General features: G+C 60.2%; 9 protein-coding genes. 3 read left to right on the top strand and 6 right to left on the bottom strand.

The window, feature by feature from the left end; translation table 11 throughout:
- Positions 1-164: 164 nt before the first annotated feature.
- The 3 genes from ABIB66_RS40475 (at position 165) to ABIB66_RS40465 (ending at position 5,789) form a co-directional block, all read left to right on the top strand.
- A complete protein-coding gene (locus ABIB66_RS40475) occupies positions 165-512 on the top strand; it encodes a hypothetical protein (RefSeq protein ID WP_354259344.1) in 348 nt (115 codons plus the stop codon).
- 121 nt (positions 513-633) lie between these two features.
- Positions 634-1,314, top strand: a complete 681-nt coding sequence (locus tag ABIB66_RS40470) for a hypothetical protein (protein WP_354259341.1) — start codon at positions 634-636, stop codon at positions 1,312-1,314.
- A 68-nt stretch (positions 1,315-1,382) separates the two neighbouring features.
- Positions 1,383-5,789: a HEAT repeat domain-containing protein gene (locus tag ABIB66_RS40465; RefSeq protein WP_354259338.1), complete on the top strand. Its 4,407-nt coding sequence runs from the start codon at positions 1,383-1,385 to the stop codon at positions 5,787-5,789.
- A 485-nt stretch (positions 5,790-6,274) separates the two neighbouring features.
- On the opposite strand, the gene ABIB66_RS40460 is transcribed toward ABIB66_RS40465, so the two are convergent.
- The 6 genes from ABIB66_RS40460 to ABIB66_RS40435 form a co-directional block, all read right to left on the bottom strand.
- A complete protein-coding gene (locus ABIB66_RS40460) occupies positions 6,275-6,898 on the bottom strand; it encodes an NUDIX hydrolase (protein WP_354259335.1) in 624 nt (207 codons plus the stop codon).
- A gap of 231 nt (positions 6,899-7,129) precedes the next feature.
- A complete protein-coding gene (locus ABIB66_RS40455) occupies positions 7,130-8,461 on the bottom strand; it encodes an LLM class flavin-dependent oxidoreductase (protein WP_354259332.1) in 1,332 nt (443 codons plus the stop codon).
- A 3-nt stretch (positions 8,462-8,464) separates the two neighbouring features.
- On the bottom strand, positions 8,465-8,893 hold the full coding sequence (locus ABIB66_RS40450; protein ID WP_354259329.1) for an OsmC family protein: 429 nt from the start codon (positions 8,891-8,893) through the stop codon (positions 8,465-8,467).
- Between the two features lie 32 nt (positions 8,894-8,925).
- On the bottom strand, positions 8,926-10,008 hold the full coding sequence (locus tag ABIB66_RS40445; RefSeq protein ID WP_354259326.1) for an ABC transporter substrate-binding protein: 1,083 nt from the start codon (positions 10,006-10,008) through the stop codon (positions 8,926-8,928).
- 17 nt (positions 10,009-10,025) lie between these two features.
- Entirely contained in the window at positions 10,026-10,754 is a 729-nt protein-coding gene (locus ABIB66_RS40440; RefSeq protein WP_354259324.1) for an ABC transporter ATP-binding protein, read from the bottom strand.
- Positions 10,751-11,440, bottom strand: a complete 690-nt coding sequence (locus ABIB66_RS40435) for an ABC transporter permease subunit (protein WP_354259321.1) — start codon at positions 11,438-11,440, stop codon at positions 10,751-10,753. Before ABIB66_RS40435 ends, ABIB66_RS40440 begins: the two co-directional genes overlap by 4 nt.
- Positions 11,441-11,700 lie beyond the last annotated feature (260 nt).

Here is an 11,700-nt window from a genome sequence, read left to right as displayed (position 1 = left end):
CAGATCCAACGCGAAACGATACCGCCAATGTTGCCGAATCGCGACGCCATCGTGAATTTCGTCGCCTGGCAGTGCCGAAAATCTACTTTCGGTTGATTTGTGGACGACGCACGGCTTACCATCGGAGCCAGTTTTTTCGCATAGTTTGTTTTCTGGAGGATTGAATGAAAAGGGCCATCGCCGTTTTGGCGACAGCAGCCGGTACATTGATTTGGTCATCGACCGCTTCGGTCGCCTGCCACAAGATCAAGGTCTGCGATTACACGGAGGCGCCTCCCTGTCACTGGAGTTGTCCCGACCTCTTCATCGGCAAATCCGGCCCGGCTTATTCGATGACCTTTAAACGCCTCGATCCAAAAGCAGCCTCCGCAATCGTCAATCAATTGAGCGGCACTGGCTCGGCTCAAATCAGCGGATCCAGCGTTACGATCAAGGACTTGAGAAGGTCGGACATTCCGAAGGTACTCGACAAGTTGAACATAAGCCCGGGGGCGGTCCGTGTTCCGCAGTAGCCGGCCAAACCGCCGAGGGGCCCTCGCGCTCGCCTCTTGTCTTCTGCCTACGCTGGGTGGTTGCGGCACTTATGTTCCGCAGCAGCAAGAGGTTTGGGAGGGGCCCGACATCACTGGAAACATGGCGGTAGACATCAAGAAGCACATCTTCTGCGAACTCGTGCACGCCATCAAATTCGTCAACAAGAACCTGCGGATCAACGACGGACCGAGCATTCCAGACTCCTATGGAGTGCAGATGCAGATCACCCTCACGGTCGAGGAAAACAGCGCTCTCGGCGCGGGCCTCGTCCTCAACCAGGCGATCCGAGACGGAACCCTTGGGCTCGGAGGTAACCTGTCCTCGACCGCCACGCGCACCGACACGTCGTATTCCTTTTATAACGTCGGCAAGATAGCCGCGCCGGCAAAGAACCAATGGTGCGATACGCTTGAAGTTAGCGGTGGCTCACTTCTGATGTCTGATCTTGGGATAGGTGCGTATCTGCTTGAAGCGGTCAAGGCCCAGGCCGAACTTCATTCGTCCGCGCCGGCAAAGCCGGATGGACTCAAACTCGATGTGCTGTCATACGACGTCAAGTTTGTTGTGGTGTCGAACGGCAACGTCACGCCGTCGTGGAAACTGGTCAGCCTGTCCGCCAACTCGGGCGGGTCGCCCTTCCTTGCGGCCGGACGCACGCGCACCCACGATCTAATCCTCACGTTCGGACCTGGCGATCCCAACAGTCCGACCTACTACGCTGCACTGCAGACCCATTTCACACAGCAAATCGTTCAGGCCAACCAGCGCAGAGGCAATTGACGCGATTAAGCGCCTCAACAAACTAAAGTCCCGGGCCTCCTAGTCGGATTGTCGTTCCAGAGGCGTTCATGAAGTCCGATGCTATCCTCGAGCGAATGCGCGTGCCGAGCCACGAAAAATTATTCGTGCTCGGATGCTTTGAACGGCCAGCGACGCTCTATATGCAGCAGGTGCGAGCGCTAAATCTCATCTATTCGCTGAATCAACGGAAAGGTGAAACAGAGCCTACCCTGGCGGTGATCGGAGCCGGAGGTGCAGGTGTCACGGCGGCCGGCGCTGCCGCAATCTGCGGCTGGACGGTTTCGATATTCGACAAAATTGATGGAGACATCCTGAGCTTCGCCGGGGCGGACACCACCAAGCGCTGGCTTCATCCTCATATCTACGAATGGCCCGCCCTCGGCAAAGAAATCCCAGATGCCCATCTGTGCATTCTCAATTGGTCAAGCGCTCCTGCCAATCGGGTAATCCATACACTACGTCAACAATGGTACCTGTTGCGGGACAAGCATGGCATTGAGGAACATCTTGGAGCACAGGAGATTGCTGTTGAGCGGCTCAACGAGCAGTACCTCGTGAAATGGAACGGCGCGCCTCCGAAAAGTCCGCGCCAGACTTGGCGCGAACGCTCGCGCCGAATGAACGTCGAGCTGTTCGATATCGTCATCATCGCCGTGGGCTTCGGCAAGGAAGAGCCGAACGAAAACTTCCCGATCGTCAAATCCTATTGGGAAGCCGATAACATCGATGCGTACAGGCAGACTGGAATGACGGCTCCAACTGTCCTGGTCTCAGGAACTGGAGACGGCGGCATTATCGATGTCTTACGTTTTTCCTTTCGCGAGTTTCGGCATGACAGGGTTCTTGAGCAGCTCGAGAACGAATGGCTAGGCAGGCCGGAGTTCAACCGAGTACGCCAAGAACTCGCCGTTGCGGAGGCGCAGGCTATCGAATTGCGGAAGCAAGGGCGTTCTTATGCTCCTCAGCTTAACCTCGACTTCCGCAGGATCGCGGATTCAATACAGCCAAAGCGCCAGATCCCGCTTCGGAAGGATGTCGTCCCGATCCTGACCGGGACCAATACTTTGCCACTGTCGCTTGAAGCAGCACCGCTGAACCGCTTCCTGTTCTGTCTGACCGACGCTCAATACATTCAGGGACCGCTGCAGAAAGCTGAGAAGCTTTCGAAAGAGACGATCGACGTTCATTTTGCCAGTGGATTGAAGGCTTCTTTCCAAGACGTCGTCATTCGACATGGACCGACATCCGCAATCCGAACGTCGTTCAAGGAAATCTACGCGCAATGCGCCAATCTCGAGAAGGAAAGCCGAACGACACCCGATCCGTCCCGAGAACCAATTTTTGATCGTGCATTCTCAGACTTTCTTCGCAGCGAGTCCGGGGCGGCGGACGCGGCTGCTTCCCCCAGCGTGTCTCCCGAGCACTTGCAGTCGGCCGTCACCGCCGCGCGGTTCGACCAGGACGCGGACGTTTCTTATCATCTGTATCAGCAGACCCTGCACGCCGCGCTGGCCGCAGCGGTGCCTGCCGAATTGACGGCCTTGTTGCCGACAAGGGTTGTGGTGCCTCTTTCAGGACTGACGAAGGACCAGCCTCCCCGGACGGCCGGCCCGGAAACCGTACGTCTGGAATGGCTGCGCTCGAGGGAGCCGGCGACGTTGATAGTCGCCGAAGCCGGTGCGGGTAAGACGACGCTGCTGAAATGGCTCGCAGTTGAAGCCGCGACCGAAGGACGACTGTTTCCGCTTTACGTCCCGTTGTTCGGGACCGCTGAGTTCGACGAGAATTCTCTGTTCGCGAGCATGTTTGCCCAGGCGGCTGGATTGGGCGAGCTTTCCGAGCCGCAAATCGCCTCATTGAAGCGGCTCTTCACGAGACGGCTCTTCCAAGGCCGCGTGCTTCTCTTGCTCGACGGTTTCGATGCCCTTGTGCCCTCTCTGCAAGATCGGTTCGCCAGAGCTCTTCAAAGACATCTCGTAAGCGCGGATCGAAACAAGATACTCGTAAGCTCGAGGCCAACGACGTCTACCTTGCCCAGCTACCGCCTTTTGCCGTTCGCCCTGCCGGACATTCTGGATGTCCTCAAGAGCGCGACGGTTGACGATCCTTCGGGCGTCCCCATCATTCCAACAGAACTTCTGATCCGCTTTCCCGCCCTATTTTCCGCCGCCATCGAAGGAAGGAGTTTCCGGGGAGCGCCTCCTGGCGTTGGCAAGATTGCGCTATTGCACAGGGCAATCGTGAAGTTGCTAGGTCCCTCTCCCGAACGAGGCCCGATGCTCCTGGCGCTTGCGTCGCTGGCGCTGCAACGACGGACCGAGGTGTCGTTCTCACGATCAGATCTGGAAACGGCCCTCGACGATCAGCTCGAGACCAAGCCCGATGATTTCGATCAGCTTGTCTCGAGCACGCTCTCGTCTCGGCTCGTCATGCAGGCCTCGGAGGAAGATCGCTTCGCATTCGTGCACAGATCGATCCAGGAGTATCTCGCCGCCGTCGCCATCGCGCATGAGCCCGAGCCGCTGATCGCTATTGCCTCTATCGCGTTTTCGGACGACGCAAACTTCGAGATCGCCGCCATGGCGATCATCGAGCTGGGTAACATCGAAGCCACCCTCGACACCATCAAAGCCGCTCCCGACTCTTTCGATCTGGTGCTGCTCCAACTGCGCTCACGGGTTGCCGCGCTGGCCGCAGACATTTCGTTGTCCTATTGTGAGCGCCTGTCAACGGAGATTGCCATTCTGGTCGCCTCACCCTGGACTGCGGCCGAGGAGCCGCTGCTCCAGGTCGCCAGCTCGCTTCGTGGATCGGGCCAAGCACTTACCACGGCCCTCACTAACAGACTTGCGAAGCTTGCGGCGTCTGACGATTGGGAAATCGCCTCCAGGGCGCTGCGCTTCGTCGCCGCCTCCGGTCTTCCGGGTAGCGCCACTATCGTCTATCCAGCGCTTTCATCGGCCGAGAAATATGTCCGCCAAATCGCGGCAGAAACGCTGGGTAGCTTGGGCGATCCCTCCGCAATTCCGGTGCTGCTTCAGAGCTATCTCGATCCTTCGCATGATCTGGTTTTTGCTCCCGCAGTCGATGCGATCGCAACCATTGGAGGTGAGGCAGCCGAACGCACGTTGACGGGTGTTCTCTCGGACAAAACGCAATACCGAAATATCCGTTGGCCTGTCGTTCACTCGCTAGCCGTCATCGGGAGTTCGAATGCCAGGCTCGCCATAGAGGCAGCGGCTCGAGATGACGAGGAGATTGTCAGGTCGAATGCGCTCACAGCCCTGGGACAATTCAGGGATCACGCGTCCCTGCCTATCATGCTGGACGCGCTGAGCGACACATCAGACGATATCCGATCGAGCGCCGCGGAAGCTCTGATCGAAATTCCGGATGCTCAAGCTGTGGACAAGCTTCAGCTAGCCGCAGTCGATCGAAACCCCCGCGTACGCGAAAATGCCTGTCGGGCGCTTGCGCATCTCGATCAGGCCAAGCTTGTGGATATACTCAGGAGCTGTCTTGTCGACCCCTATTGCGGCTGGCGAGGACAAGCCGCGCGGCTGCTGGCGGAGTTTCTCGGCTCGGACGCGTTCGAAACCGTATCGTTACTGTCGAGCGAGCAGGATGAGACTGTCCGAGAGGGCGCCGCCGAGGCGTTGAAGATCATCCCATCGGAGGCATCCGCCGAGCTTCTCCTTCGGTTGACGGACGACGATTCGGAACAGGTACGTAGCTCGGCAGTTTTGGGGCTTCAGCAGCACAGGTGCCTGAGGGCGATTCCCAGGTTGTCCGAGCTAGCTGAAAGAGACAGCTCGAATTTCGTCAGGCTCGTCGCGATAAGAGCCATTGGCGAGTTAGGCGACCGCGCCGGCCTATCCGTATTGGTTCGGCTTCTCGAAACCGAGGACACTGGTCTTTTTGACTACGTCGCACTTAGTCTGGGCGATATTGGAGATGACGCTGCCATACCCGCACTTATTTCGGCCAATCGGCGAAGTACCCGAACCGACGCCGAACGATACTTCGCCGTCGCGTTAGCTCGGATCGGCGGAAGGACGGCCGCGAGTGCTCTGGCAACGATGATGAATTCCAATCAGGAAAGCGCGCTTTCCGTCACGGTCGCCATTCGTCAGATGAAAGACGAGTTTGCGGTGCCTTTGCTGCTGAAGGCGCGGAACCTCGCCTCACCGATTTCCGCCCGGGCACTGGAGGTACTCGCTTCAATGCCAAGGCGTGTCATTCGAACGGGCCTGATGCTCGCGCTTGCGGATGATGATGCGGAAACGCGTTCTTCGGCAGCTCAGTCAGCGGCCTTCTATGCTGATGGCGAACTCTCGATGGAACTTCAATATCTCGCCGCGGCGCCTTTGCCGCAGGTGGCGGAGGCGGCGAGGCAGGCGCTCGGGCTGATCGAGAGTAAATCGTTCAAGACACTGCCGAACGCTGGGCCATAATCTCGTTGAGACATGCTCCTGGTTGACCGCGAGGGTCGAATTGGACGGCAAAGCTGGTCTCTTCGCTCAAGGGGCGGAGCAACGCCCTCACCTGCACGGAGCGCCTCGACAAGGTCCATGAGATAGACACGATGACGGGCCTGCTTCGCCAACAATCGGCCGGCAGCGTGTTTTTCTCAAAAATGTCCACCGCAAGCCGTGACTCGGCATGGTCATCAGCCATAATCTGTCCGTCGCATTTCGCCGTCAGATTTCATTGGATTGCCGGACAGCCGAGCAACCTGTGACCAGGCGTCCAAGGTTAACCCCTTAACCGTTTGCTGGATCAGTATCTTGGTTCGCCGATCGGCGTCGGGACCTCACGTCGATTTACAGGCTAGCCCAAGTTTGGTTCCGCAGTGCCAGGCGATTCGGCACCGCCTGCCGGTCAGCAAGTCCGCCTCAAATTCTAGACTAGCTCTCGCACAAACATCGAGCTTGCGTTCTCAATCGAAAAACGCGGGCCTGTTGACGTCAGTTGCGAATGCGAAAGCCGCTTCAACGTCACTCTCGATTGTCCTGCCTCGCGATAGTGGCGGCAACTGATCTCTTGGAAAAAAGACAGCCTCGCTAGTCTCCGATGTCGGCTGCACCTTCTGACCTGGGAGCGGGTCGCAAAGGAAGAACATCTTGTAAAATTCACGGGCATCAGGCGAGTATGAGGCGTTGGCCTTGTGTCGGACACCATAGAGACGGGAAACAGACACTTTCAATCCAGCTTCTTCGTACAATTCCTTTTCAATGTTGCGGGCCGCAGAGAGGCCGACTTCTGCAAAGCCGCCGGGCAGGGCCCAAAGGCCATCGCTCTTCTCGCGCACTAGAAGCACCTTATTCCCCTCCACTATCGCTCCACGCACATCCACTTTCGGAGTTGCATAGCCGCGCGCGAAATCGGAGATGAGTCCGTCTATCCTCTCGATGGGAACGTTTCCTAATTTGGCAAGCATCTCATTGGCTATGAGAGCAATTTCCTCGTATCGTTCTCGATCGAACTGATCTCGCGCAAAATGAAGCCCGCTAGAGGCAATAGCTTGCAACCTTTTGCCATACGTAAGCCACTGAGGCTCCATGGTGCCACTCCATTTCTATTACGATGAGATCCTAACAAACGATGGCTAAGGACGAAAGCACATGCCAGCTCGTGCAATACGCTTGGGGATTTGGTCGAAGACCGCGGGGATTCCAGAACGGATTGCACCATTTCAGCTACATCAGAGGGAAACGCGCCGTTTTTTCAGCGAAAGGCGCATATAGCGTGCGCACCATTGGCAACGCCAAATTGGTAGACTCGAGAGGGGGCCTCAGCCCGCTGGTCGGGGCAAGCCGAGCGAATCGCGCAAGGTCGAGCCGTCGTACTCAGTGCGGAACAGCCCTCGATGTTGCAGCTCCGGCACGAGGCCGTGGACCAGCTCCTCCAGACCGCCTGGAAGATATGGGACCTGCAACATGAAGCCGTCGCAAGCCCCCGCCTCGAACCACTCCTGCATGCGATCAGCCACCGTGCTGGGCGTGCCGGCGAAGCCGCTCGTGGTTCTCCCGGCGCCGTAGCGCTGTCCGAGGTCAGCAAGGCTCAAGCCGGAGCGCCGCGTCAACTCGGCGACCTCACGGTAGTGCCCTTCGACGCCGGGAACATCGAGATTTTCAGGCAGGACCTGGTCCTGAGGGAAGCGCGAGAGATCAACGCCAAGATGATAGGACAAAGTCGAGAGACCGGACTCCGGATGCGACAATTCTTGGAGCTGGTCGTGTAGCGCCTTCGCCTGCTCGTCCGTGTCGCCAATGACCGGGACGATGCCGGGCAACACCTTGACTGTATCAGGGTCGCGACCGAAACGGACCGCACGGCCGCGCAAATCGTTGCGGAATTCGACAGCGACATCGATCAGGCCCGGCGTCACGAAAATGATCTCAGCCCATCGCGCAGCGAAATCGCGGCCACGATCCGAAGCGCCGGCTTGGATGAAGACCGGACGTCCTTGCGGGGGCCGGCTGACATTAAGCGGGCCGCGCACATTGAACCATTTGCCGGAATGATCGATCCGGTGCACCCGCGCAGGGTCGGCGAACAATGGCGTCTGGCGATCCCGGACCAGCGCCCCATCCTCCCAGGAATTCCACAGCTTGGTCACGACCTCGAGAAACTCGTCGGCGCGCTCGTAGCGGCCCTCACGCGAGAGCTGCTCGGTCAAGCCGAAATTGCGCGCCTCCGCCTCCTGAAACGAGGTGACAATGTTCCAGGCGGCGCGGCCAGCGCTGAGATGATCAAGCGTCGCGAGCGCCCGCGCGAGGGCATAGGGCTGGGCGTATGTCGTCGAAATGGTCGCGCCAAGACCGAGATGCTTGGTCGCACCTGCGATGATCGAGAGCACCACCAGCGGATCGAGCCGCAGCGCGCCCAGCGCGCCGTAGCGAAGCTGGCTGTCCAGGCTGCCGCCCAGCGTGTCCGGGATCGCGAGGATGTCCGCGATGAACAGAAGATCAAACCGCCCCTGCTCCAGCAGCCGACCGATATTCTGGTAGTAAGCCGCGGACAGCAGGTCGCCGTCCGCTTCCGGATGCCGCCACCCGGCATGGCTGCCGGAAACGGGACCTGCGGAGACAAAGGCGGCAAGATGCAGTTTCTTGTCAGGCATAGATCAGCTCACAGTCCAGGAGATCTCGACGGGACCGCCACGCTTCAGCGTGTTGTAGATCGGGCAGTTGGCGGTGAAACCGGCAACAAGCCGCTCAGCCTCGCCCGCCGTCACGCCGGACAGGCGCACCGCGATACGAATCCATTCGTACAGGGTCGGATCGGTTGCGTGACGCCGGAACGAAACCTCGGATCCGGCCTCGCGTAGCGCGATCCCCTCTTCTTTCGCCGTCTTCTGGATGAGGCCGAGTGAGCAACTGCCAAGAGACGACAGCAGCAACTCTCCGGCGGTAATCGCCTCGCCGGGGCCGCCGACCGCCACACGCTGATCGGAGATGAAATGGTTCGTCCTTGCACTGAGCAAATAGCGGCCAAACTGGCCAATCGTGGCAGAGGTGATCGACACCGTCTCGGCGGTCTGAGCGTTCATCATGATTTCTCTGTTGTTGGTTTAGGCGTCGCCGCTTATGCGCCGAGCTCCAGCGCGACGGCCTTCTTCGCGGCATCGAACTGCGTGCCAAGCAGGAACGATCGAACATCGACCTTGTTCGGCAGAACGCCGAGCGCTTGGAAATTGTCGGCGAGATCCTGGGTCGATGCGGCAGCCGCCTCATCGATCGGTTTGAGCGCGACCGCGGTCGACTCGGACAGCCTGGCATCGCGGACAAGCTTCTCGTAGACGGCCTGCTCGGTCCCGTTCGGCGGAAAGCCGCCCTGCAAGGCCCAAAGCGCAACTGAGTCGGCCGGATGCGCGAAGATATAGGCCTGGGTTTCCCGGATGATCTTCACGAACTTGGCGAAGAGCTGCGGATACTTCACAGCGACGTCACTTCGCGCCACGTAGAAGGCATAGTCGTAGGTTTTCACGTTGGGCAGCAGGCGCGCCTTGCCACTGAGCTTTGTCAACGCGAGCGCCGTGGCCGGCTGCCAGTGAATCCAGCCGTCGATGCTTCCTTGCGCGAATGCCGTGAACGCATCTGCCCCGCTCAGGCTGACGGCTGCGACATCAGACAATCTGAGGCCGGCGGTCTCCAGATATTTGATCAGGCTGTAGGTGCCCGTCGTGCCGTTCTGATGGGCGATCTTCTTGCCCTTCAGATCGGCCGCCGTCTTGATCGGGGAATTCGCCTGCACCAGGAAATCAACTTCATTGACGGGCAACGGATAGGCCGCGAGCGGCACGATCGGGACACGCGCCGGAACGGCATTCACGACCGCGGTCGCGGTTGCGAAACTGAAATCGACCGAGCCGGCCTTGATCGCCTCCATCACCGGGAGCGATGCCGTGAAGCCCGGTTGCCAGACGATCTTGGTTCCGAGTTCCTGCTCGAGATTGCGGCCACCCACGCCTGCCCGCAGTGATGCCCAGACGCCGGTACGGCCGTCTCCGATGACCGCGACGGTCAGTTGCGGCGGCGCCGCATCGGCAGCATTCGCGCGCGGCAATCCGCCGACGCCTGTCGAGGCCACGGCAAGCCCTGCGCCGACCGACAACACCGTTCGCCGCGAGATGCCATTGCGATCGCCCGTCGAGCCACCAAAGGTCATATCGTCTTCCTTTCGTCTTATGCGACGGCACCCAAGTCGCGCTCGGCCGTCAGCAGACCGTCGAGCAGCTCTTCCTTCAGGGTCGCCAGCCCCGGATCGGCGCGATGCCGGGGACGCGGCTGATCGAAGATCAGGTCGCGCGCGATGCCGCCATCCTTGACCAGGAGCACACGATCGGAGAGCAGCAACGCTTCCTCGACGTCGTGCGTCACCAGCACGACGGTGCGTGGCCGCGCGACGAGCAACTGCTCCAGCAGCAACTGCATCGCGGCCCGGGTGATGGCATCGAGCGCCCCGAACGGCTCGTCGAGCAGCAACAGGCCCGGCTCGTGGATCAGCGCCCTCGCCAGCGCCACACGCTGGCGCTGGCCGCCCGACAGCCCGATCGGAAACTCGCTTTCGCGTCCCTGCAACCCGACTGCGTCGAGGATGCGCCCCGCGTCCTGCTTCCTGCCCTTGATGCCCAGTAGCACATTGCCGAGGACGCTCCGCCACGGCAGCAGACGATCCTCCTGGAACATCAGGCGCACGTCCGCCTTACGGCCTATCGCGCGAAGCTCGATGCGGCCGCGCGAGGGGGCGTCCAGCCCCGCTACGAGGCGCAGAAGCGTCGACTTGCCGGCTCCGCTTGGCCCGATGATCGAGACGAACTGGCCGGAGGCGATGTCGAGATCGACGCCGTTCAAGACCATGCGGCCGGCGAACGATTTGCCGACCGAACGCAGGCTGACGCTGGCTCCGCTCATGCCTTCACCCGATCCGCATAGTTCGGATGCCAGCGCAGCAGCCGGCGTTCGATCAAGCGCGTGACGAGATCCGACAGCCAGCCCGCGATGGCGTAAAGGATGATGGCCAGCACGATGATGTCGATGCGCAGCAGCTCGCGGGCGTTCTGCACGAGATATCCAACCCCGTCCCGCGACGCGATCGTTTCACCCACGACCAGCGTGAGCCAGGCCACGCCGAGCGCATAGCGCATGCCGACCAGGATCGGCTGCAGCGCCGCCGGCAGAATGATCGACCAGACCAGCTCGGCGCGGCCAAGGCCGTAGGATTTTCCGAGTTCGACCAGCTTGGGATCGACGTTGCGGATGCCCCCGACCGTGTTGATGTAGACCGGGAAGAGCGACCCCATCGCGACGAGAATGAGCCGCGGCTCCTCCCCGATGCCGAACCAGAGGATCATCAGCGGCACCAACGCCAGGTGCGGAATGGTCCGGATCATCTGCAGCGACCGATCGAAAAGATGGTGCAGCGGCTCGAACAGCCCGACGGCCAAGCCGAACAGCAGTCCACCGAGGGCGCCAATGCTGAAGCCGATGGCAACCCGGCGAAGGCTGACAAGGACGTCGTGCTGCAATTCGCCGCGCTCGGCAAGCTGCCGCGCAGCGTCCCAGATGTCGGACGGAGCCGGCACGATCGCCGTAGACACAATCCCCGTCGTCGAGAGGAATTGCCAGACCAGAAGCAGGCCAAACGGCAGAAGCCAGGGTAGAAAAAATGAGCGCCATGCCAGGCCGCGCGCGCGCGATGCAGATGTCTCCGACGGTCGCGTAACGTCGGCTACCACCGTCACCACGGGTTCGCCGGCACGGGGGAATGGTTCCGTGCGACCGGCCGCAGGCGACGCTGTCGCATCGACAGGCCTGGAAAGTAGCGACGCATCCGTCATGAATTCGACTTTGCTCCGTC

The sequence above is a fragment of the Bradyrhizobium sp. F1.13.3 genome (assembly GCF_040548265.1).
GTDB lineage: Bacteria > Pseudomonadota > Alphaproteobacteria > Rhizobiales > Xanthobacteraceae > Bradyrhizobium.
This window is presented reverse-complemented; position numbering and strand designations above follow the sequence as displayed.